Here is a 21,387-nt window from a genome sequence, read left to right as displayed (position 1 = left end):
GCCGGCGGCCGGCCTCCATTCCACAGACCGCCGACCGGCGCTCCCCGTGCCGGTCGCCGAGGAACGTTCCATGCCCATCCCCGAAAGCAACCCGGCCGCCGCGCTGAGCTTCGACGCTGCCGTGAACCGTGCCCTGGCGCGCCGCCGCGCCGACATCCCGCTGCCGCCGCGCCCCGACGCGTCCGAGTGGGACGGCCCGGTGCGCCCGCAGGCAACCGCGGCCGGGCCCGCCCGCGATCCGGCGCCCGCGCCGGCCGAAGCCGAAACCGAAGCCGCCGGCTGAGCCGCGCCCGGCCACGCGCATCCCACCTTCCCCGTTGCGAGGCACCCCCATGCACGCGAACATCGTCGTACTGCCCGGCGACGGCATCGGCCCGGAGATCGTCTCCGCCACCCTGCCGGTGCTGGAGGCGGTCGCCGCCCGCCATGGCCACAGCTTCTCCTTCCAGGAGCACGACATCGGCGGCATCGCCATCGACCGCCACGGCGAACCGCTGCCGGCATCCACCCTGGAGGCGGCGAAGAACGCCGACGCGGTCCTGCTCGGCGCGGTCGGCGGCCCGAAGTGGTCCGATCCCAACGCCAAGGTGCGGCCGGAGCAGGGCCTGCTGGCGATCCGCAAGGGCCTGGGCCTGTTCGCCAACCTGCGCCCGGTGCGCCCGCACGCGGCGGCGCTGGGCGCCTCGCCGATCAAGTCCGAACTGCTGGAAGGCGTGGACATCGTGGTGGTGCGCGAGCTGACCGGCGGCATCTACTTCGGCGACAAGACCCGCAGCGCCACCGACGCCAGCGACCTGTGCCGCTACACCGTGGCCGAGATCGAGCGCGTGGTGCGCAGCGCCGCGGCGCTGGCGCGCAGCCGCCGCGGCCACCTCACCTCGGTGGACAAGGCCAACGTGCTGGAGACCTCGCGCCTGTGGCGCGACGTGGCCGCGCGCGTGGTGCGGGAGGAGTTCCCGGACGTGACCCTGGAGCACCAGCTGGTCGACTCCATGGCCATGCACCTGCTGTCGCGGCCGCGCGCCTACGACGTGATCGTCACCGAGAACATGTTCGGCGACATCCTCACCGACGAGGCCTCGATGCTGGCCGGCTCGCTGGGCCTGCTGGCTTCGGCGTCGCTGGGCGACGGGAAGGTCGGGATCTATGAACCGATCCACGGCTCGGCGCCGGACATCGCGGGCAAGGGCATCGCCAACCCCTACGCCACCATCCTCAGCGCGGCCATGCTGCTGCGCCACTCGCTGGGCCTGGAGGCCGAGGCCGCCGCGGTGGAGGCGGCGGTGTCGTCCGCGCTGGACGACCGCGTGTTCACCGCGGACCTCGCGCCGGCGGGCCAGGCCGTCGACACCACCCGGGCCGCGCAGGCCGTGATCGAGCGCCTGCGCTGAGCAGCCGCCCCAGGCAAAGGAGACAAGCCATGCCAGGTTCCAGGGAAGAGTTCCTCGAGCGGGTAAAGCGCCGCGATCCGGGCCAGCCGGAGTTCCTGCAGGCGGTCAAGGAAGTCACCGCCAGCCTGTGGCCGTTCCTCGAGCGCAACCCGCAGTACGCGCGCGACGGCCTGCTGGAACGGCTGGTCGAGCCGGAGCGGGTGATCCAGTTCCGCGTGTCCTGGGTCGACGACCGGGGCCAGGTGCAGGTCAACCGTGCCTGGCGCGTGCAGCACAGTTCGGCGATCGGCCCGTACAAGGGCGGCATGCGCTTCCATCCCACGGTGAACCTGTCGATCCTGAAGTTCCTGGCCTTCGAGCAGACCTTCAAGAACGCGCTCACCACCCTGCCCATGGGCGGCGGCAAGGGCGGCTCGGACTTCGACCCCAAGGGCAAGAGCGACGGCGAGGTGATGCGCTTCTGCCAGGCGCTGATGCTGGAGCTCTACCGGCACCTGGGCCCGGACACCGACGTGCCGGCCGGCGACATCGGCGTTGGCGCGCGCGAGGTCGGCTACATGGCCGGCATGATGAAGAAGCTGTCCAACCAGGCCGGCTGCGTGTTCACCGGCAAGGGCCTGGCCTACGGCGGCAGCCTGATGCGCCCGGAGGCCACCGGCTACGGCACCGTCTACTTCGTCGAGCAGATGCTGCACCACGCCCACCGCGAGACCCAGGGCGCGCGGGTGCTGGTCTCCGGCTCGGGCAACGTCGCCCAGTACGCGGCGGTGAAGGCCACCGACCTGGGCGGCAAGGTGCTGACCTTCAGCGATTCCGGCGGCACGCTCTACGCGCGCGACGGCTTCGACATGGAGGCGATCGAGGCGGTGATGGAACTGAAGAACGTGCGCCGTGGCCGCCTGGCGGAACTGGACGGGGACCGGCGCTTCGAATACCTGCCCGGCAAGCGCCCCTGGCACATCCCGGCCGAGATCGCCCTGCCCTGCGCCACCCACAACGAGCTGGACGGCGAGGACGCGCGCACCCTGGTGAAGAACGGCGTCATCTGCGTGGCCGAGGGCGCGAACATGCCCTCGACCCTGGAGGCGGTGGACGTGTTCCTGGAGTCCGGCACCCTGTACGCGCCGGGCAAGGCCTCAAACGCCGGCGGCGTGGCCACCTCGGGCCTGGAGATGAGCCAGAACGCGCTGCGCCTGTCCTGGCACCACGCCGAGGTGGACGAGCGCCTGCACGCGATCATGAAGGACATCCACGGCAACTGCGTGCGCCACGGCAAGCGCAAGGACGGCACGGTCAACTACGTGGACGGCGCCAACATCAGCGGCTTCGTGAAGGTGGCCGACGCGATGCTGGCGCAGGGCGTGTACTGAGGCGCCCGCGGCGCGGGCGCCGCCCCGCCGCGGAAGGTCTGCACGCCGCATCGCGCCAGCGCGGCGCGGCGTGGCGGCCACCAGGGCCCATGCCTGGCGCCGCCCTTGCCGGCTTCCGTCGGCGTTTCCGCCGCTTCGTCGCATCGCCCCTGCTGCGCGCGCGGGGCGCGTGCCAGGCTCCCGGCACCCTTGCCGCCGGAGACCTGCCATGCGCCTGCCCTTGCTCGCCACGCTCCTGCTCCTCCTGCTTCCCGCCACCGTGCCGGCGAAGCCGCCGGCCTGGCGGCTGGAACCCGCCGCGGACCACGGCATCGATCCGGCCGCGCTGGCCGGGATGGAACGTGCCATCGCGGCCGGCGAGTTCGGCCAGGTCACCAGCGTGCTGGTCGCCCGCGACGGCGTGCTGGTCTACGAGCGCTATTTCGACGAGGGTGGCGCGGAGGCGCGCCGCGACACGCGCTCGGCGACCAAGACCGTCGCCGGCATGTTGGCCGGCATCGCCCAGGCCGAGGGCCGGATGCGGGCCGACGCGCCGGTGCTGCCGCTGCTGCGGCGCCCGCCTCCGGCCAATCCGGATCCACGCAAGGACGCGATCACCGCGGTCGACCTGATGACCATGTCCTCGCTGCTGGAGTGCGACGACTGGAACCAGTGGTCGCGCGGCAACGAGGAACGCATGTACCTGGTCGAGGACTGGGTCGGGTTCTACCTGGACCTGCCGATCCAGGGCTTCCCGGCGTGGATGGAGCGGCCGGAAGACTCGCCATACGGACGCAGCTTCCGCTACTGCACCGCCGGCGTGACCACGCTCGGCGCCGCGATCCAGGCCGCCGTCGGCCGCCCCCTGCAGGACTATGCCCGCGCCAGGCTGTTCGACCCGCTGGGCATCGAGGCGCCGGCCTGGCAGTTCTCGCCGCTGGGCCTGGCCCAGGCCGGCGGCGGCCTTGCCCTGCGCAGCCGCGACCTGCTCGCGCTGGGCGAGCTGTACCGCCGCGGCGGCGAATGGAACGGCCGCCAGCTGGTGCCGGCGGCATGGGTGGCCGAATCCACCCGGCCGCATGCGCGCATCGAGGACGGCATCGACTACGGCTACCTGTGGTGGCTGCACCACGACACCAGCGAGGGCCGCACGTTCGATTCGTTCGCGATGAACGGCACCGGCGGCAACACGGTGCGGGTGTTCCCCGCGCAGCGCCTGGTCGTGGTCGTCACCACGACCAACTACGGCAAGCCCGACGCGCCGCGACTGACCTTCCGCCTGCTGACCGGCAAGCTGCTGCCGGCGGTCAGGTGACCGCCCACGGCCGCGGGAGCGCGGCGCGGGCAAGCCGCGCCGCATCCTGGATCAGGCGGCGCCGAACAGCCAGGGCTGGACGGCGCGGTGGCGTGCCTCGAAGGCGGCGATCGCGTCCTTCTCCTGCAGGGTCAGGCCGATGTCGTCCAGGCCGTTGAGCAGGCAGTGCTTGCGGAAGGCGTCCACCTCGAAGCGGTGCTGCACGCCATCGGGGCGGGTGACCGTCTGCGCCGCCAGGTCCACGGTCAGGGTGTAGCCCTCGCTGGTTTCGCACTGGCGGAACAGCTCGTCGACCTCGGCGTCGGACAGCACGATCGGCAGCAGGCCGTTCTTGAAGCTGTTGTTGTAGAAGATGTCGGCGAAGCTGGGCGCGATGATCGCGCGGAAGCCATACTCGTCCAGCGCCCACGGCGCGTGCTCGCGCGAGGAGCCGCAGCCGAAGTTCTCGCGCGCCAGCAGCACGCTGGCGCCCTGGTAGCGCGGGAAGTTGAGCACGAAGTCCGGGTTGATCGGCCGCGTGCTGCAGTCCTGCCCCGGCTGGCCCACGTCCAGGTAGCGCCACTCGTCGAACAGGTTCGGGCCGAAGCCGGTGCGCTTGATCGACTTGAGGAACTGCTTGGGGATGATCTGGTCGGTGTCGACGTTGGCGCGGTCCAGCGGGGCGACCAGGCCGGTGTGGGTGGTGAAGGCTTTCATTGGCGGTTTCCTCAGGCCTGGACCAGTTCGCGCACATCGACGAAGTGGCCGGCCACCGCGGCGGCGGCGGCCATCGCCGGGCTCACCAGGTGGGTGCGGCCACCGGCGCCCTGGCGGCCCTCGAAGTTGCGGTTGGAGGTGGAGGCGCAGTGCTCGCCGGCGCCCAGCCTGTCGGGATTCATCGCCAGGCACATCGAGCAGCCCGGCTCGCGCCACTCGAAGCCGGCCTCGATGAACACCTTGTCCAGGCCCTCGGCCTCGGCCTGGGCCTTGACCAGGCCCGAGCCCGGCACCACCAGCGCCTGCTTGATCGTCGGCGCCACCTTGCGCCCGCGCGCCACCGCGGCGGCCGCGCGCAGGTCCTCGATCCGCGAGTTGGTGCACGAACCGATGAACACGCGGTCCAGCCGGATCGAGGTGATCGGCTGGTTGGGTTGCAGGCCCATGTACTTCAGGGCGCGCACGATCGAATCGCGCTTCACCGGATCGGGTTCGCGTTCCGGATCCGGCACCGTCGCGTCCACCGGCACCACCATCTCCGGCGAGGTGCCCCAGCTGACCTGCGGCTTGATGTCCTCGGCGCGCAGCTCGACCACGGTGTCGAAGTGCGCGTCCGGATCGGAGACCAGGGTGCGCCACAGCGCCACGGCCGCGTCCCACTGCCCGCCCCTGGGCGCGAACGGGCGGCCCTTCACGTATTCGATGGTCTTCTCGTCCACCGCCACCATGCCCACCCGCGCGCCGGCCTCGATGGCCATGTTGCAGATGGTCATGCGGCCTTCCATCGACAGTTCGCGGATCGCGCTGCCGGCGAACTCCAGGGCGTGGCCGTTGCCGCCGGCGGTGCCGATCCGGCCGATCACCGCCAGCACGATGTCCTTGGCGGTCACGCCCGGGCCCAGCTTGCCTTCGACCCGGACCTGCATGTTCTTCATCTTCTTGGCCACCAGGCACTGGGTGGCCAGCACGTGCTCGACCTCGGAGGTGCCGATGCCGTGCGCCAGCGCTCCAAAAGCACCATGCGTGGAGGTGTGCGAGTCGCCGCAGACCACGGTCATGCCCGGCAGGGTCGCGCCCTGCTCCGGGCCGACCACGTGGACGATGCCCTGGCGGGCATCGTCCATGCGGAACTCGAGGATGCCGAAATCGGCGCAGTTCTCGTCCAGGGTCTGCACCTGCAGCCGCGACACCGGGTCGGCGATGGCCTGCAGGCCACCGGCGCGCTCGGCGCGGGTGGTGGGCACGTTGTGGTCGGGCGTGGCGATGTTGGCGTCCACCCGCCACGGCTTGCGGCCGGCGAGGCGGAGCCCCTCGAACGCCTGCGGCGAGGTCACCTCGTGCAGGATGTGGCGGTCGATGTAGATCAGCGAGGAGCCGTCGTCGCGGCGGCTTACCTCGTGCATTTCCCACAGCTTGTCGTAAAGGGTCTTGCCGGCCATTCCCTCTGTTCCTCTGGCGGTGGCGGGCGCGCGGCCCGCCGGGCTTGGGGAAATCCTGCCGCCTTGCCATCGATAACTCAAATGCATATTTTTCATCCGGTAGATTCCTGCCAGGAATCAATCCGGAGCCGCGATGGACTGGGGCAGCCTGTCGGCATTCGTCGCCGTCGCCGAGCGCGGCGGCTTTTCCGCCGCCGCCGAGCAGCTGCACCTGACCCAGCCGGCGGTGAGCAAGCGCATCGCCCAGCTGGAGCAGGACCTGGAGGTGCGCCTGTTCGACCGCCTCGGCCGCCAGGTGGTGCTGACCGAGGCCGGGCGCCTGCTGCTGCCGCGGGCGCGGCAGATGCTGGCCGAGGCCGATGCGGCGCGGCGCGCGTTGCAGGACCTGGGCCAGGACATCGGCGGCCGCCTGAGCCTGGCCACCAGCCACCACGTCGGCCTGCACCGGCTGCCGGCCCTGCTGCGCCGCTTTACCGCGCTGCACCCGCGGGTGGCGCTGGACATCCGCTTCATGGATTCGGAGCAGGCCTATGCCCAGGTGCTGGGCGGCGACGTGGAGCTGGCGGTGACCACGCTGGGGCCGACCGAGGCACCGCTGCTGGCCACGCCGGTATGGGACGACCCGCTGCGCTTCGTGGTGGCGCCGGACCATCCGCTGGCGCGGATGGCGAAGGTGGGCCTGGCCGACATCGCCGCGCATCCGGCGGTCCTGCCGGATCCGGGCACCTTCACCCACCGCATCGTCGCCCAGGCCTTTGCCCGCCGCGGCCTGTCGCTGCAGCTGCGCCTGACCACCAATTACATGGAGACCATCAAGATGCTGGTCTCGGTGGGCCTGGCCTGGGGCGCGCTGCCGCTGACCATGCTCGACGCCCAGGTGCAGGTGCTGCCGGTCCAGGGCGTGCAGCTGTCACGGCAACTCGGGTATGTCGTGCATGGCGGCCGCACGCTGTCGCGGGCGGCGCAGGCGTTCATCGCGCTGCTGCGTGGGGATTCGTGATTGGTGATTGGTGATTGGTGATTGGCCGGGACGATGGCGCTGGCCGAGGGGTAAGCGAAGCGCACCCGGGTTCCCCTCTTCCGAGGGGAGTGGGGCTTCGTGCGGGTGTGCCCGGGGCGTAGCCGAAGCAGCGGCATTGCTCCGGCTACACCGTCCCGCCGTCAGGCTGTTGCCTCTTCCGGCCTGACCCGGAACCAGGCCGCGTACAGCGCCGGCAGGAACAGCAGGGTCAGGGCGGTGGCCACGATCAGGCCGCCCATGATCGCCACCGCCATCGAGCCGTAGAACGCGCTGCGCGACAGCGGGATCATCGCCAGCACCGCGGTCAGCGCGGTCAGCACGATCGGGCGGAAGCGGCGCACGGTGGCGTCGACGATGGCGTGCCAGCGGTCGTGGCCGGCGGCGATGTCCTGCTCGATCTGGTCGACCAGGATCACCGAGTTGCGCATCACCATGCCGGCCAGCGCGATCGTGCCCAGCAGTGCCACGAAGCCGAACGGCATGCGGAAGACCAGCAGGAACCAGCTCGCGCCGATCAGGCCCAGCGGCGCGGTCACCAGCACCATCAATGTGCGGGAGAAGCTGCGCAGCTGGACCATCAGCAGGGTCGTGACCACGAACAGGAACAGCGGCATGCCGGCCTTGATCGAGTTCTGCCCGCGCGCCGAATCCTCCACCGAGCCGCCGACCTGCAGCAGGTAGCCCGGCGGCATCGCCTCGCGGATCCCGTCCAGGGTCGGGTCGATCTGCGCGGTGACCGCCGCCGGCAGCAGTTCGTCGCCGATGTCGGCGCGCACGGTGATGGTCGGCAGCCGGTCGCGGTGCCAGATGATCCCTTCCTCGAAGGTCTGCCGGATGCGTGCCACCTGCGACAGCGCCACGCTGCCGCCGTCGCCGGTGGGGATGGCCAGGCTGCCCAGCAGTTCCAGCTGCTCGCGGTCGCCGGCGCCGCCGCGCAGCATGATCCCGACCAGCTCGTTGCCCTCGCAGAAGGTGCTGGCGGTGTAGCCGGACAGCTGCGCGCTGAGGAACTGCGCCAGCTGGGCGCTGTTGACGCCCAGCGCGCGGGCGCGGTCCTGGTCGATCTCCAGGCGCACCACCTTGCTCGGCTCGTCCCAGTCCAGGTTGACGTTGGTGGTGTGCGGGTTGGCGCGCACCTTCTCCGCGACCTTGCGCGCGATCGCGCGCACCTGGTCGATGTGCTCGCCGGAAACGCGGAACTGCACCGGGTAGCCCACCGGCGGGCCGTTCTCCAGCCGGGTCACGCGCATCTGCAGCTCCGGGAACTGCGGCGCCACCTCGCGCAGCAGCCAGTTGCGCAGTTCCTCGCGCGCCTGGATGTCGCGTGCCAGGACCACGAACTGGCTGAAGTTGGTCGCCGCCAGCTGCTGATCCAGCGGCAGGTAGAAGCGCGGCGAGCCGGTGCCGACGTAGGCCACGTAGTTGCGCACGTCCTCGCGCTGCTGCAGCAGCGCCTCCAGTTTCTTCGCCTGCGCCTCGGTGGCGCGCAGCGACGCGCCCTCGGCCAGTTCCAGGTCCACCATCAGCTCCGGCCGGGTCGAGTCCGGGAAGAACTGCTGCGGCACGAAGCGGAACATCGCCAGCGACAGCACGAACAGGCCGACGGTGGCGCCGATCACCCACCAGCGCCGGCGCAGGCAGGCATCGAGCAGGCGGCGGAAGCGCTGGTAGAACGGGCGCTGGTACGGGTCGTGGTGGTGGCCGTCGAGCGGCGCCGGGGCCAGCAGCGCCGCGTACTGAGGCCAGCGGTCGGCCAGCCGCTCGCGGAAGGCACGCCGGCGCGCGGCCAGGCTGCCCGGCTTCGGCGGCCGGGGATGCGCCAGGTCCGGCAGCATCTTGTCGCCCAGGTAGGGGATGAACAGGACCGCGGCGATCCACGACACCAGCAGGGCGATGGTCACCACCTGGAACAGCGAGCGGGTGTACTCGCCGGTGCTGGAGGCGGCGGTGGCGATCGGCAGGAAGCCGGCCGCGGTGATCAGGGTGCCGGTGAGCATCGGGAACGCGGTCGATTCCCAGGCGAAGCTGGCCGCGCGCAGGCGGTCGAAGCCCTGCTCCATCTTGATGGCCATCATCTCCACCGCGATGATCGCGTCGTCCACCAGCAGGCCCAGCGCCAGCACCAGCGCGCCCAGCGAGATCTTGTGCAGGCCGATGCCGAAGTAGTTCATCACCGCGAAGGTCATCGCCAGCACCAGCGGGATCGAGACCGCCACCACCAGGCCGGTGCGGAATCCCAGCGAGAAGAAGCTGACCAGCAGCACGATGGTCACCGCCTCGGCCAGCACGCGCACGAACTCGCCCACCGAGTCGCGCACCGCCTCCGGCTGGTCGGAGACCTTGCGCAGCTGCATGCCCGCCGGCAGCTGCTCCTGCAGCCGCGCGAACTCGGCCTCCAGCGCCTCGCCCAGGCGCAGGATGTGGCCGCCGTCGCGCATGGCCACGGCAATGCCGATCGCGTCCTGGCCCATGAAGCGCATGCGCGGCGCGGCCGGATCGGCGAAACCGCGGGTCACCGTGGCCACGTCCTGCAGGCGGATGGTGCGGCCGTTGGCGCGGATCGGGAACGCGCGGATCTCCTCCAGGGTGCGGAACGGGCCGTCCACCCGCAGCTGCACGCGCTCGGAGGCGGTCTCGTAGAACCCGGCCGGCACCACCGCGTTCTGTCCTTCCAGCGCCTGCTGCACCGCCTGCAGCGGGATGCCCAGGGTGGCCAGGCGCGCGTTGTCGATCTCGATCCAGACCTTCTCGTCCTGCAGGCCGATCAGCTCGACCTTGCCCACGTCCGCCACCCGCTGCAGTTCCAGCTGGATGCGGTCGGCGTAGTCCTTGAGGATGGCGTAGTCGAAGCCCTCGCCGGTGAGGGCGTAGATGTTGCCGAAGGTGTCGCCGAACTCGTCGTTGAAGAACGGCCCGACCACCCCGTCCGGGAGCGTGGCGCGGATGTCGCCGACCTTCTTGCGTACCTGGTAGAACAGCTCGGGGATGTCCTTCGAGCGCATCGAGTCGCGGGCCATGAAGATCACCTGCGACTCGCCCGGGCGCGAGTACGAGCGCACGAACTCGTACTTGCCGGTGTTCATCACCGCCTTCTCGATCCGCTCGGTGACCTGCAGCGAGACCTCCTCGGCGGTGGCGCCCGGCCACAGCGTGCGCACCACCATGGCCTTGAAGGTGAACGGTGGGTCCTCGCTCTGGCCCAGGCGCAGGTAGGACCAGGTGCCGATCACCGCCAGGGCGATCATCGCGTACAGCACCAGGCCGCGGTTGTGCAGCGCCCACTCGGAAAGGTTGAAGCGGCGCATGGCTCAGTCCGCCTTCGGCCGCACGGCGGCGGCCACCGGCCGGTTGCCGCGGTCCACCGCGAGCACCGCCTCGCCCTCGCGCAGCAGGTGGCCGCCGGCGGCGACCACCCAGTCGTCGGCGCGCAGCTCGCCGCGGACCTCCACCGTCTCGGTGCCCAGCGGCCCGTGCTCGACCGGCACGCTGGCGACCTTGCCCTCGCGCACCACCCACACCGCCGGCTTGCCGTCGGCGCCCTGCTGCAGCGCCGCCAGCGGCACCCGCAGGCCGGCGCCGGCCGCGCCGTGGCCGAGGAACACGCGCGCGCTCTGGCCCAGCACCACGTCGCCGGCCACCGCATCGTCCAGGGCCACGCGCACGGCGTAACTGCGGGTCAGCGGATCGGCCGCCGGGGCCAGTTCGCGGATCCGCGCCGGCAGGCGCTGGCCGGGGCGGCTCCACAGCTCGACCTCGGCCGGATCGCCGACCTTGAACTGGCCGATGCGGTCCTCCGGCAGGTCGATCGCCACCTCGCGGCCACCGTCGGCGGCCAGGGTGAACACGGTCTGCCCGGCCGCCACCACCTGGCCGACCTCGGCCTGGCGGCTGGCGATCACCCCGGCGTGCGGCGCGCGCAGGGTGGCATAGGCGGCCTGGTTGCGGGTCACCTCCCACTGCGCGCGGGCGGCATCGACCTGCCCGGCCGCGGCCTTGTACGCCGCCTCCTGGGCCTCGTAGGCCGAGCGGCTCACCAGCTGCTGCTCGACCAGCTTCGCGTAGCGGTCCAGGTCGCCCTTCGCCCGCGCCAGCTCGGCCTCGGCCGCCGCCAGCTGCGCCCGCGCGGCCTGCGCCTGCAGCGCCTGGTCGCCCGGATCCAGCTCGGCCAGCACCTGGCCTTCGGCCACCCGCGCACCGGCGTCCACCCGCCGCGCCACCAGCTCGCCACCGATGCGGAACGCCAGCGGGCTTTCCTCGCGCGCCCGCACCTCGCCGGGGAAGGCCAGCCCCGCGGCTTCGCCGGCCGCCTGTGGCTGCACCACCCAGACCGGGCGCGCCTTCTCCGGCGCCTCCGCGCCATTGCCGCACCCCGCGAGGGCGACCACCACGAGGGCTGCCGCTACGCCACGCCTGACCCGTCCCTGCATCGCCACGACTCCGTCCCGTAGGTGGAAAATAGTGAACCGGCCGGTATGGTATAAATAGAAAACCAACTAGTCTAGTATTGCCTGCATGACCCGCCCGACCACGCCCGCCAGCGCCGCCGCGCCCGCCCGCAATCCGGGCCCCGGCCGCCCCAAGGACCTGGCCAAGCGCGCCGCGATCCTGGAAGCGGCCAAGCGCATGTTCCTCGAACAGGGCTACCAGGGCGTGAGCATGGACCAGATCGCCGCCGCCGCCGGCGTGTCCAAGCTGACCGTCTACAGCCACTTCGGCGACAAGGAGACCCTGTTCTCCGAGGCGATCGCCGCCAAGTGCCGCGAGGTGCTGCCGGACGAGCTGTTCGTGAACCCGCCCGAGGGCCCGCTGCGCGAGCAGCTGCTGGCCATCGGCCACGCCTTCTTCGCCCTGATCAGCAGCGAGGAGGCGCTCCGCATCCACCGCATGATGACCGCCGGCGCCGGCGAGGACGCCCTGCGCCACCTGTTCTGGAACGCCGGCCCGCGGCGGGTGCAGGATGCCTTCGCCCAGTTCCTGCAGGCCCGGGTGGACGAGGGCCTGCTGCGGATCGGGGACGTGCCGCTGGCCGCCTCGCAGTTCTTCTGCCTGCTCAAGGGCGAGCTGTACTCGAAGATGGCCTGCGGCCTGTGCGGCACGCCCGCGCCGGCCGACCTGCAGCGGCACCTGCGGGCCACGGTGGATTTCTTCCTGCGCGCCTATGCGGCCTGAACCGCGTCCCGCAGGGCCGGTGGTCGCGGTGACTTCCGGCACTGAACGCCGCCGCCCGGGCGCGGCGATCCTTCCAGCGCCGGCACGGGCCGCCGCGGTAGTAGAATGCCCGGCCTCCCGCGCCTTGTGATAGCAGCCATGACGATCGATTACGCCCTTGCCCGCGAACTGATGGTGGAACAGCAGGTCCGCCCCTGGGAGGTCCTGGACGCCGCCGTGCTCGAGGTGATCGGCCGCCTGCCGCGCGAGGCGTTCGTGCCGGAGGCGCAGCGCGCGCTGGCCTACGCCGACATCGAGCTGCCGCTGGGCCACGGCGTGCGCATGATGAAGCCGGTGGTCGAGGGCCGCATGCTCCAGGCCCTGGCCCTGCAGCCGGGCGACAGCGTGCTGGAAGTGGGCACCGGCAGCGGCTACGTCACCGCCTGCCTGGGCGAGCTGGCGCGCGAGGTGGTGAGCATCGAGATCCAGCCGGAACTGGCCGCCGCCGCGCGCAGGCACCTGGACGCTGCCCGCTTGGGCACCAACGTCCGCATCGAGACCGCCGACGCCCTGCAGTACGCGCCGACCCGCCAGTTCGACGCGGTCTGCGTGACCGCCGCGGTGGACACGGTCCCGACCCGGTTCCTGGAGTGGCTGCGCCCGGGCGGCCGCCTGTTCGTGGTCCGTGGCCGCGCGCCGGTGATGGAAGCCGTGCTGCTGCGCCACACCGGCGATGTCAACGCGCCGGCCGTTGAATCGTTGTTCGAGACCGAGCTCGAGTACCTGCGCGGCGCCGAGCCGGCCCCGCAGTTCAGTTTCTGACCGCAATGCCCCGCGGGGCAGCGGTCGGATCCCGATATCCCCACGACGGCCCGGGCATGGACCCGGGCCCAACATGAAGATAAGGAAGCCGCTGATGATCCGCCGTTCCCTCGCCCTGGCCCTGGCGGCCGCACTGGCCCCCGTCACCGCCAGCGCCGCCGACCTGCTGCAGACCTACGAAATGGCCCGCAACGGCGACCCGACGCTGGCGATCGCCGAATCGAACACCCTCATCACCAAGGAAGGCCGGGTCCAGGCGCGCGCGGCGCTGCTGCCGCAGGTCAACGGCTCCGCCAGCCTCACCCGCTCGCGTACCGAGCGCGATGGCCGTCCCGGCACCATCGAAAGGACCTCCCGCAGCTACGGCCTGCGCGCGTCGCAGACGCTGTTCAACTGGGGCGACTTCTCCACCCTGCGCGCCGAGCGCACGCTCAGCGCCGCCGCCGACCAGGACCTGGCCGCCGCCGGCGACGACCTGATGGTGCGCACCGCCGCCGCCTACTTCGACGTGCTGGTGGCGATCGAGTCCCTGGCCGCCGCCGAGACCAACGAGGCCGCCGCCAAGCGCCAGTTCGACTACGCCGACAAGCGCCTGGAAGTGGGCCTGGCCCCGATCACCGACGTGCACGAGGCCCGCGCCCAGTACGACGAGGCCCGCGCCAACACCATCCTCGCCCGCAACGCCCTGCAGGACGCCTACCAGGCGCTGGCCGAGCTGACCGGGCAGCCGGTGCGCGACCTGCGCGCCCTGCCGGCCGACTTCCGTCCGGAGCTGCCGAGCCTGCGCAGCGACGCCGACGCCTGGGTGGCCGCCGCAATCGAGCGCAATCCCAGCCTGCGCTCGGCCGAGCTGCGTGCCCAGGCCGCGGACCAGAGCGTGGAAACCGCCCGTGCCGGCCACTACCCCACCCTGGCGCTCAACGCCGACTGGGGCAAGGACGCGGCCTGGGGCGACATCGACAACCTCACCGGCGCTGGCAACGGCGAAAGCACCGGCAGCAGCATCGGCATCACCCTGACCGTGCCGATCTTCTCCGGCGGCGCGACCCAGTCGCGCGTGCGCCAGGCGATCGCCCAGCGCGACATCGCCCAGGACCAGTACGAGCAGCAGCGCCGCGCCCTGGACCGCAACACCCGCAACCTGTACCAGGCCCTGGTCGCCGGCGTGAGCGAGGTCGAGGCCCGCCGCCTGGCCGTGGTCTCGGCGCAGAGTGCCTACGAGGCCTCGCAGGTCGGCCTGGAAGTCGGCACCCGCACCGTGCTGGACGTGGTCCAGAACCAGCGCACCCTGTTCCAGGCCCAGGTCGAGTACGCCCGCGCCAAGTACAACTTCCTGCTCAACCGCCTGCTGCTGTCGCAGGCCACCGGCGAGCTGGACGTGGACGCGCTGCGCCAGGTCAATGCCCTGCTGACCGTCGACGCCGAGGCCCAGCTGCAGGATCCGTCGGTCCTGCGCCAGTAAGCCGCGGCACCGGCACCGGAATGGAGAAGGCCGCCCACGGGGCGGCCTTCTTCGTTTCCGGCTTCCGCTCAGTCCTCGACCGGATCCGGCGCCGGCAGGTCCGGCGCGATCAGCTCCAGGGTGTTGCGCAGCGCCCCGCGGCCCTGGTCGACCAGGGCGCGGCCGGCCTCGACCATGGCCTGGCGCAGCGGGGCGTCGCCCAGCAGCGCCTCCAGCGCGTCGCCGACCTCCTGCAGGTCGCGGCCCACGCGCAGCGCCCCGGCCTCGTCCAGGCGCCGCGAGATCTCGGCGAAATTGTGCAGGTGCGGGCCGGTGACCACCGCCGTGCCCACCGCCGCCGGCTCCAGCAGGTTGTGCCCGCCGACCGGCTGCAGGCTGCCGCCGACGAAGGCCACGTCGGCGCAGGCGTAGAACGCCATCAGCTCGCCCAGGGTATCGACCACGAACACGTCGTCCCCGGCCGCCGGCCAGCCGCCGGCGCTGCGCGTGCCCACCTGCCAGCCCGCCGCCTCGGCCGCGGCGCGTACCCGCCCGAAGCGCTCCGGGTGGCGCGGCGCCCACAGCAGCAGCAGTTCCGGCCAGCGCGCGCGCAGGCGCCGGTGCAGGGCCAGCACGTCCTCCTCCTCGCCCTCGTGGGTGCTGGCCGCGATCCACACCGGGCGCTTGCGGCCGAGCGCGTCCTCGAACGCCGCGCGCAACGCCTCCAGGCCGTCGGGCACCTCCACGTCGTACTTGAGGTTGCCCAGCACCCGCACCTGGTCGGGACGCGCGCCCAGCATCTGGAAGCGGCGCGCATCGGCGTCGGACTGCGCGGCCACGCAGCGCACCGTGCGCAGGGCGCGGCCCAGCAGCGGCCGCAGCAGGCGGTAGCCGCGCAGGGAACGGGCCGACAGGCGCGCGTTGAGCACGTACACCGGGATGCCGTGGTCGCGGCAGCCGAACAGCATGTTCGGCCACAGCTCGGTTTCCATGATCAGTGCCAGGGTCGGGCGGAAGTGCTGCAGGAAGCGGTCCACGCTGCCGGGCAGGTCGTAGGGCAGGTACACGTGGTCCACCCGCCCGCCCCACAGCGCGCGCACCCGCTGCGAGCCGGTGGGCGTGATCGTGGTGACCACCCAGCGGGTGCCCTTGCCCTGGCGCAGCAGGGCGTTGACCAGCGGCGCGGCGGCGTTGACCTCGCCCACCGACACCGCGTGCAGCCACACGCACGGGCGGCCCTGCTCGGTGCTGTAGGCGCCGTAGCGCTCGTCCCAGCGGCGGAAGTACTCGCGCACGCGGAAGCCGCGCGAGATCAGGTGGTACAGGGTGAAGGGCGACAGCAGGTACAGCGCCAGCGAGTAGAGCCAGCGCACCAGGCGTTCGCCCGGTTCCTTGGGCGGAAACGGAGTCGGCATCGGCGCAGGATAGCCGAGCCGGCGACGGCCGGTTGCCGGCCAAGGCTTAGAATCTGCGCATGAGCGCCGCAGACACGCCCCCTCCCCGCCCTTCCTTCGCCCCGCGCAACTGGCCGATGTGGCTGGCCCTGGGGATCATGGTCGCCGCCGCGCGCCTGCCCTGGCTGTGGCAGCGCGCGATCGGCCGCGGGGTGGGCTGGCTGGCCTGGCACCTGGCCCGCGAGCGCCGCCGCGCCGCCGAGGTCAACCTCGCCCTGTGCTTCCCGCAGCAGACGCCGCAATGGCGCGCGCGCCTGGCGCGCGACAGCTTCGACGCGCTGGGCGTGGGCCTGTTCGAGTTCGCGCGCGCCTGGTGGGGTTCGCTGGCGCCGATCGAGCGCGACGTCCGGATCGAGGGCCTGGAGCACCTGCGCGAACTGCAGGTCCAGGGCCGCGGCGTGCTGCTGGTTTCCGGCCACTTCATGACCCTGGAGATGTGCGGGCGGCTGCTGTGCGGGCAGGTGCCGCTGGCCGGCATGTACCGCCGCCACCGCAACCCGGTGATGGAGTGGGCGGTCAAGCGCGGCCGCCTGCGCTATGCGGTGGCGATGTTCGCCAACAGCGACCTGCGCGGCGCGGTGCGCCACCTCAAGCGCGGCGGGATGCTGTGGTACGCGCCGGACCAGGACATGCGCGGCAAGGACTCGGTGTTCGCGCCGTTCTTCGGCATGCCGGCCTCGACCATCACCGCCACCCACCAGCTGGCGCGGGTCACCGGCTGCGCGGTGGTGCCGTTCTTCCACCGCCGCGAGGGCGGCCGCTACATCCTGCGCGTGGCCCCGCCGCTGGCGGACTTCCCCAGCGAGGACGCGGTCGCCGACACCGCCCGGGTCAACGCCGCGATCGAGGCCATGGTGCGCGAGGCGCCGGCGCAGTACCTGTGGATCCACCGCCGCTTCAAGCGCCAGCCGCAGGGCCGCAGCAACTACTACGAGCGCGGCCGCGGCCTGCCCGCGCCGCCACCGGCCGCCTGAGGCCGGCCCGGAGCTCAGGCGCGCGCCGCCGGCGCGTCGCCGCGGGCCTGCAGCAGCCCGGCGTAGAGCCCGGCCAGCAGCATCAGCACCCCGCCCCAGAAGGTGGAATAGAACGCCAGGTGGGTGTTGAGCGGGAACACGGTCGCCGCCAGCGCCAGCAATGCCGGGGCCGCGCGCCGGCGCGCCGCGGGCCCGGCGCGGCACCAGCCGCGCCACGCCGCCCAGGCCCCGCCCAGCCAGGCCAGCAGGCCCAGCACGCCGGTCTCGCTCAGCAGTTCCAGCACCAGCTGGTGCGCGTGCAGCGCCTCGCCGCCGCCCCACAGGGTCTCCTGCGCCGGCGCCGGATCGCAGCCTGCCCAGGCCCGGCGGAAGCCGCGCACGCCCACGCCGTTCAGCGGATGCTCGCGTGCCATGCATAGCGCGCCCCGCCAGATCCGCCCACGTCCGGACAAGGCGCCGTCGATCCCGCCGGCATCGGCCTGCAGCGCCAGCGCGGTGCGCGCCACCCGCTGCTGCAGCGGCGGCGAGGCCAGGTACAGCGCCACCAGCGCCAGCAGCGCGGCAGCTCCGAAGCCGGCCAGCCGCGCCGGCCCCAGCACCCGCCAGCCCGTCGCCAGCAATACCAGCGCCAACGTCAGCCAGGCCGCACGCGCGCCGCCGAGGACGACGGCCAGGCCCAGCACCGCCGCGGCCAGGCACCAGCCCCACGCCCGCCCGCGCGCCGCCGCCGGGGCGAGGACGAATGGCGCCAGGCTGGCCAGCACCAGGCCCAGCTTGGGATTGCAGTCACCAAACACGCCGTTGACCCGGTCCCAGGCCTGCACCTCGGCAACCGGACACAGCGGCCCGCCGCCGGCCAGCGCCTTCAGCGCGTCCAGGGCGAGGAACAGCGGACTGGCCCCGGCCAGCGCCTGCAGCAGCGCATCGACGCTCCAGGCCAGCGCCAGCAGCGCCAGCCCACCCAGCACCACCCCGCGCCCGCGCGGTTCGCGCACGGCAATGGCGACGCCCCACAGCAGCGGCAGGTAACGCAGGTCGGCCAGGGTTTCCTTCCAGGCCCGGGCCCGGTCCAGCGCGTCCGCGGCCGACAGCAGCTCCGGCAGCCAGTAGGCGCCGAACAGCAGGCCCGCCAGCACGAACGCGCCGCGCTGCAGCGGCAACGGCCGGCGCCGCAGCGCGCACCAGGCCAGCTGCACGGCCACCGCCAGCGCCCCCAGCGACAGCACCGCCTCGGCCGGCCCCGGTAGCGGCCACAGCGCCACCGCCAGCAGCACCCAGGCCGGCGTCCAGGCGAACGCGCGGCCAGGCGCGGGAGCGTGCTCAGCCGGCCAGTTCCGCATACAGGTCCAGGGTGGCCTGCTGCATGGCCTGCAGGGTGAAGGGGACGGCCACCGGCGCGGGCGGCTCGCGCAACAGCCGGGCTGCGGCCGCGGCCAGCGCATCGCTGTCGAACGGCGGCACCGCGCCGGCCGGCTGCAGCGCCTGCAGCAGTTCGCCCACCCCGCCATGGGCCCAGCCCAGCACCGGGCGGCCCACCGCCAGCGCTTCCACCACGGTACGGCCGAAGGCCTCGGGCTTGCGCGACAGCTGCAGCACCAGGTCGCTGGCCGCGTACGCGGTGGCAATGGCCGCGGTGGGTGCGGTGAACAGCACCGCATCGGCCACGCCCAGCTGCGCGGCCAAGGCCTCCAGTTCGGCGATATAGGCCTCGCGCCCGGGTTCGCGCGCGCCCGGCAGCCACAACCGTGCCTGCGGCTGGCCACCGGCACGCAGGGCGGCCAGCAGCCGCAGGGCGTCGGCATGGCCCTTCAGGCGCGTGCCGCGCCCGGGCAGCAGCAGCAAGGGGGCGGCCCCGGCCAGGGCCGGGTGCTCCGCCGCCCCCGCGGCGCGGGCAGCGGGATCGGGCAAGGGCCGCGGCGGAAACTGCGCCGGATCGATGCCGCGCTCGATCACCCGCAGCCGGCCCGGATCGGTGTCCGGGTAATGCCGCAGCACGTAGTCGCGCACCGTGCGCGAGACACAGACCACGCGCTCGCCGCTGGCCATGACCGCGCTGTAGCGCCCGGGCGAATTGAGTCCGTGCACGGTGGTGACCCAGTGCGGGCGGCGCGCGGCCGGCAGCCCGGCCAGGGCCATCCGTCCCAGCCAGGCCGGCAGGCGCGAGCGCGCGTGGACGATGTCCACGCCCTGGTCCAGGAACAACCGGCGCAGGGCCGGGACATGGCGCAGCACGGCCGGCGACTTGCGGCCGATGGCCAGTTCGACGTGCTCTGCCCCGCCGGCGCGCAGCTGCGGCACCAGGCGGCCGCCGGCGGAGACGACGATGGCGCGGTGGCCGCCGGCGGCCAGGGCCGCGGCGATCTCGAGGGTGGAACGTTCGACGCCGCCGGATTCCAGCGCCGGCAGCAGCTGGACCACGGTCAGGCGGCGCATCGGCGGCGCGGCCGGGATGCGGCGGGCGTCAGTCGACCAGCTGGTAGACGGCCGAGCAGTACGGGCACTTGGCCTCGCCGTTCGGCTCGTCCTGGATCGGCAGGTACACGCGCGGGTGCGAGTTCCACAGCGCCATTTCCGGCGTCGGGCAGCTCAGCGGCAGGTCCGCGCGGTGCACGGTGTAACGCTTCTCGGCATTGGCGGGCGCGGCGGCGGTGGTGTTCATGGCGTGTAGCTCGGATCGGCAGGAAGCGCGTGGATTCTACCAGCGCGCGGGCCACCGCGGCCCGGGTCGCGGCGGTGCCGGCCCGCGCGGGGCCGGCACCGGCGGGCCTCACTTGGCCTTGGCGTGGGCCTCGGTGGTGATGCGCAGGGTCACCTCGTCGCCGACGTTGGGCACGTAGGCGCCCACGCCGAACTCGCTGCGCAGGATGGTGGCGGTGGCGTCGAAGCCGATCGCCGGGGCCTTGAGCATCGGATGGTCGGCGGCCTTGTTGAAGGTCACGTCCAGCACCACCGGGCGGGTGATGTCCTTGATGGTCAGCTCGCCGGTGACCTTGAGCTTGCCCTCGCCGGCGGGCTCGACCTTGGTGCTCCTGAACTTCGCGGTCGGGTACTTCTCGGCGTCGAAGAAGTCGGCGCTGCGCAGGTGCTCGTTGAACTTGCTGCTGAAGGCCTCCAGGCCGGACAGCGGCAAGGTCACCTCCACGCTGGAGGCGGACACGTTGTCGGCGTCGTACACCAGGGTGCCCTGGACGTCGCCGAAGTTGGCGAACGGATGCGAGAAGCCGAAGTGGCTCCACTGCGCCAGCACGTTGGTGTGGGTCGGATCGAGGTTGTAGGTCACCGGGGCGGCGGAGGCAGCACCGGCGAAGGCGGCCAGGGCGACGGCGAGCAGGATCTTGCGCATGGTGGAACTCCTTGTGGTTTGCCGTGACGACTGCGGGGGCGACGCCTCAGACGATGCGCGCGGCTTCGTCGAAGGACAGTCGCGGGGAACGCGGGAACAGGCTGGCCGGGTCACCGTAGCCGAGGTTGACCAGGATTTCCGAGCGGATGTTGGTGCCGGCGAAGAACGCCTCGTCGACCTTGGCCGGGTCGAAGCCGGTCATCGGGCCGGCGTCCAGGCCCAGCGCGCGCGCGGCCAGGATCAGGTAGCCGGCCTGCAGCGACATGTTCAGCAGCGAGGGCTTGTCGCGGCCCTCGCGCGGGCCGTCGAACCAGGCCTTGGCGTCGGCGTGCGGGAACAGGTAGGGCAGCTTCTCGTGGAAATCCAGGTCGCGGCCGACGATCACCGTCACCGGCGCGGACATGGTCTTGGCATGGTTGCCCTCGGACAGCGCCGGGGCGAGCTTGGCCTTGGCCTCGGCCGATTTCACGAACACGAAGCGCGCCGGCGTGGTATTGGCTCCGGTCGGGCCCAGCTTCAGCAGGTCGTAGAGCCGGCGCAGGGTGTCGTCGCTTACTTCGCCGGTGAAGGCGTTGTAGGTGCGGGCGCTGCGGAACAGCTGGTCGAGGGCGGCTTCGTTCAACGGTTGGCTCATGGTTCTGGCTAAAGGGTCCGGTTGCGGCACGAGGCCACGGGTGGGCCGCAGTGTAGAGTGTTGCAGCAGCGGTTTACCAAATCCGGCCCGGAACGAATTGATGTCGCGCATGGAACGGAACGCGTCCACCACGGCCTGGCTGCTGACCGATGGCAACGCCGGCAACGTGCGCCAGGCCGAGGCCCTGGCCGGCGCCCTCGGCCTGGACTCGCCGCGCCTGCCGGAACTGGCGCCGCGCGCGCCCTGGCGCTGGCTGGCGCCGCGGCGCTTGCCCGGGGCGCAGCACGCGTTTGGTCCCGGGCTGGCGGCGGCCCTGGCGGGTCCGGCCCCGGCGCTGGCGATCGGCTGCGGCCGCCAGGG

19 protein-coding genes and 1 pseudogene are annotated in these 21,387 nt (G+C 72.5%); 10 read left to right on the top strand and 10 right to left on the bottom strand.

The annotated features are described in order from the left end of the window. The 4 genes and pseudogenes from B351_RS0114000 to B351_RS0113985 all read left to right on the top strand — a co-directional run. Positions 1-283 (top strand): annotated as a pseudogene (locus B351_RS0114000) (hypothetical protein); the annotation flags it as partial. 49 nt (positions 284-332) lie between these two features. Further along, positions 333-1,391 carry a 3-isopropylmalate dehydrogenase gene (gene leuB, locus B351_RS0113995; RefSeq protein WP_019399662.1) on the top strand — a complete coding sequence of 353 codons (1,059 nt, stop codon included), beginning with the start codon at positions 333-335 and terminating at the stop codon, positions 1,389-1,391. Positions 1,392-1,420: 29 nt separating this feature from the next. After that, entirely contained in the window at positions 1,421-2,761 is a 1,341-nt protein-coding gene (gene gdhA, locus B351_RS0113990; protein ID WP_019399661.1) for an NADP-specific glutamate dehydrogenase, read from the top strand. A gap of 208 nt (positions 2,762-2,969) precedes the next feature. Continuing rightward, entirely contained in the window at positions 2,970-4,055 is a 1,086-nt protein-coding gene (locus tag B351_RS0113985) for a serine hydrolase (protein WP_019399660.1), read from the top strand. Between the two features lie 51 nt (positions 4,056-4,106). On the opposite strand, the gene leuD is transcribed toward B351_RS0113985, so the two are convergent. Both leuD and leuC read right to left on the bottom strand, forming a co-directional pair. Then, positions 4,107-4,751, bottom strand: a complete 645-nt coding sequence (gene leuD, locus B351_RS0113980) for a 3-isopropylmalate dehydratase small subunit (RefSeq protein ID WP_019399659.1) — start codon at positions 4,749-4,751, stop codon at positions 4,107-4,109. Positions 4,752-4,762: 11 nt separating this feature from the next. Then, positions 4,763-6,190: a 3-isopropylmalate dehydratase large subunit gene (gene leuC, locus B351_RS0113975; RefSeq protein WP_019399658.1), complete on the bottom strand. Its 1,428-nt coding sequence runs from the start codon at positions 6,188-6,190 to the stop codon at positions 4,763-4,765. A 133-nt stretch (positions 6,191-6,323) separates the two neighbouring features. Here leuC and B351_RS0113970 point away from each other — a divergent pair, with 133 nt between their 5' ends. After that, complete coding sequence (locus B351_RS0113970) at positions 6,324-7,190, top strand: LysR family transcriptional regulator (protein ID WP_019399657.1); 867 nt, start codon at positions 6,324-6,326, stop codon at positions 7,188-7,190. A 161-nt stretch (positions 7,191-7,351) separates the two neighbouring features. Here the strand turns inward: B351_RS0113970 and B351_RS0113965 are convergent, their stop codons facing one another. Both B351_RS0113965 and B351_RS0113960 read right to left on the bottom strand, forming a co-directional pair. After that, the gene (locus B351_RS0113965; RefSeq protein WP_019399656.1) at positions 7,352-10,516 is read right to left on the bottom strand and encodes an efflux RND transporter permease subunit; all 3,165 of its coding nucleotides are present in this window, start codon (positions 10,514-10,516) and stop codon (positions 7,352-7,354) included. 3 nt (positions 10,517-10,519) lie between these two features. Continuing rightward, entirely contained in the window at positions 10,520-11,638 is a 1,119-nt protein-coding gene (locus B351_RS0113960; RefSeq protein WP_037034279.1) for an efflux RND transporter periplasmic adaptor subunit, read from the bottom strand. Between the two features lie 85 nt (positions 11,639-11,723). On the opposite strand from B351_RS0113960, the gene B351_RS0113955 reads away from it, so the two are divergent. From B351_RS0113955 to B351_RS0113945, 3 genes are all read left to right on the top strand, one after another. Then, positions 11,724-12,380: a TetR/AcrR family transcriptional regulator gene (locus B351_RS0113955; protein ID WP_019399654.1), complete on the top strand. Its 657-nt coding sequence runs from the start codon at positions 11,724-11,726 to the stop codon at positions 12,378-12,380. A 138-nt stretch (positions 12,381-12,518) separates the two neighbouring features. Beyond that, a complete protein-coding gene (locus tag B351_RS0113950; RefSeq protein ID WP_019399653.1) occupies positions 12,519-13,181 on the top strand; it encodes a protein-L-isoaspartate O-methyltransferase in 663 nt (220 codons plus the stop codon). A gap of 94 nt (positions 13,182-13,275) precedes the next feature. Next, on the top strand, positions 13,276-14,643 hold the full coding sequence (locus tag B351_RS0113945; RefSeq protein WP_026010734.1) for a TolC family outer membrane protein: 1,368 nt from the start codon (positions 13,276-13,278) through the stop codon (positions 14,641-14,643). A 68-nt stretch (positions 14,644-14,711) separates the two neighbouring features. Here the strand turns inward: B351_RS0113945 and waaA are convergent, their stop codons facing one another. Further along, entirely contained in the window at positions 14,712-16,037 is a 1,326-nt protein-coding gene (gene waaA / locus B351_RS0113940) for a lipid IV(A) 3-deoxy-D-manno-octulosonic acid transferase (RefSeq protein WP_019399651.1), read from the bottom strand. A 59-nt stretch (positions 16,038-16,096) separates the two neighbouring features. Between waaA and B351_RS16895 the strand changes: the two genes are divergently transcribed. Continuing rightward, positions 16,097-17,050, top strand: coding sequence for an LpxL/LpxP family Kdo(2)-lipid IV(A) lauroyl/palmitoleoyl acyltransferase (locus B351_RS16895; RefSeq protein WP_039731684.1), 954 nt, complete (start codon positions 16,097-16,099; stop codon positions 17,048-17,050). Positions 17,051-17,064: 14 nt separating this feature from the next. On the opposite strand, the gene B351_RS0113930 is transcribed toward B351_RS16895, so the two are convergent. From B351_RS0113930 to B351_RS0113910, 5 genes are all read right to left on the bottom strand, one after another. Next, a complete protein-coding gene (locus B351_RS0113930) occupies positions 17,065-18,390 on the bottom strand; it encodes an O-antigen ligase family protein (RefSeq protein WP_019399649.1) in 1,326 nt (441 codons plus the stop codon). Continuing rightward, on the bottom strand, positions 18,371-19,483 hold the full coding sequence (locus B351_RS0113925) for a glycosyltransferase (protein ID WP_019399648.1): 1,113 nt from the start codon (positions 19,481-19,483) through the stop codon (positions 18,371-18,373). Before B351_RS0113925 ends, B351_RS0113930 begins: the two co-directional genes overlap by 20 nt. Before the next feature lie 28 nt (positions 19,484-19,511). Next, on the bottom strand, positions 19,512-19,709 hold the full coding sequence (locus B351_RS0113920) for a zinc-finger domain-containing protein (protein WP_019399647.1): 198 nt from the start codon (positions 19,707-19,709) through the stop codon (positions 19,512-19,514). Between the two features lie 108 nt (positions 19,710-19,817). Continuing rightward, entirely contained in the window at positions 19,818-20,393 is a 576-nt protein-coding gene (locus tag B351_RS0113915) for a YceI family protein (RefSeq protein WP_019399646.1), read from the bottom strand. A gap of 46 nt (positions 20,394-20,439) precedes the next feature. After that, positions 20,440-21,027, bottom strand: a complete 588-nt coding sequence (locus B351_RS0113910; protein ID WP_026010733.1) for a malonic semialdehyde reductase — start codon at positions 21,025-21,027, stop codon at positions 20,440-20,442. A gap of 109 nt (positions 21,028-21,136) precedes the next feature. Here B351_RS0113910 and B351_RS16890 point away from each other — a divergent pair. Beyond that, positions 21,137-21,387 (top strand): ELM1/GtrOC1 family putative glycosyltransferase (locus B351_RS16890; protein ID WP_198006231.1); only part of this gene is annotated, 251 nt, incomplete at its 3' end.

Source organism: Pseudoxanthomonas sp. GW2 (assembly GCF_000283075.1).
Classification (GTDB): domain Bacteria; phylum Pseudomonadota; class Gammaproteobacteria; order Xanthomonadales; family Xanthomonadaceae; genus Pseudoxanthomonas.
This window is presented reverse-complemented; position numbering and strand designations above follow the sequence as displayed.

Bases quoted from the DNA above. Each gene is read 5' to 3' on its own strand.
- leuB (WP_019399662.1), top strand. From the start codon at position 333: ATGCACGCGAACATCGTCGTACTGCCCGGCGACGGCATCGGCCCGGAG.
- B351_RS0113960 (WP_037034279.1), bottom strand. From the start codon at position 11,638: ATGCAGGGACGGGTCAGGCGTGGCGTAGCGGCAGCCCTCGTGGTGGTC.
- leuC (WP_019399658.1), bottom strand. From the start codon at position 6,190: ATGGCCGGCAAGACCCTTTACGACAAGCTGTGGGAAATGCACGAGGTA.
- B351_RS0113920 (WP_019399647.1), bottom strand. From the start codon at position 19,709: ATGAACACCACCGCCGCCGCGCCCGCCAATGCCGAGAAGCGTTACACC.
- B351_RS0113985 (WP_019399660.1), top strand. From the start codon at position 2,970: ATGCGCCTGCCCTTGCTCGCCACGCTCCTGCTCCTCCTGCTTCCCGCC.
- B351_RS0113930 (WP_019399649.1), bottom strand. From the start codon at position 18,390: ATGCGGAACTGGCCGGCTGAGCACGCTCCCGCGCCTGGCCGCGCGTTC.
- leuD (WP_019399659.1), bottom strand. From the start codon at position 4,751: ATGAAAGCCTTCACCACCCACACCGGCCTGGTCGCCCCGCTGGACCGC.
- B351_RS0113970 (WP_019399657.1), top strand. From the start codon at position 6,324: ATGGACTGGGGCAGCCTGTCGGCATTCGTCGCCGTCGCCGAGCGCGGC.
- B351_RS16895 (WP_039731684.1), top strand. From the start codon at position 16,097: ATGAGCGCCGCAGACACGCCCCCTCCCCGCCCTTCCTTCGCCCCGCGC.
- B351_RS0113950 (WP_019399653.1), top strand. From the start codon at position 12,519: ATGACGATCGATTACGCCCTTGCCCGCGAACTGATGGTGGAACAGCAG.
- B351_RS0113915 (WP_019399646.1), bottom strand. From the start codon at position 20,393: ATGCGCAAGATCCTGCTCGCCGTCGCCCTGGCCGCCTTCGCCGGTGCT.
- B351_RS0113945 (WP_026010734.1), top strand. From the start codon at position 13,276: ATGATCCGCCGTTCCCTCGCCCTGGCCCTGGCGGCCGCACTGGCCCCC.
- B351_RS0113910 (WP_026010733.1), bottom strand. From the start codon at position 21,027: ATGAGCCAACCGTTGAACGAAGCCGCCCTCGACCAGCTGTTCCGCAGC.
- gdhA (WP_019399661.1), top strand. From the start codon at position 1,421: ATGCCAGGTTCCAGGGAAGAGTTCCTCGAGCGGGTAAAGCGCCGCGAT.
- B351_RS0113965 (WP_019399656.1), bottom strand. From the start codon at position 10,516: ATGCGCCGCTTCAACCTTTCCGAGTGGGCGCTGCACAACCGCGGCCTG.
- waaA (WP_019399651.1), bottom strand. From the start codon at position 16,037: ATGCCGACTCCGTTTCCGCCCAAGGAACCGGGCGAACGCCTGGTGCGC.
- B351_RS0113925 (WP_019399648.1), bottom strand. From the start codon at position 19,483: ATGCGCCGCCTGACCGTGGTCCAGCTGCTGCCGGCGCTGGAATCCGGC.
- B351_RS0113955 (WP_019399654.1), top strand. From the start codon at position 11,724: ATGACCCGCCCGACCACGCCCGCCAGCGCCGCCGCGCCCGCCCGCAAT.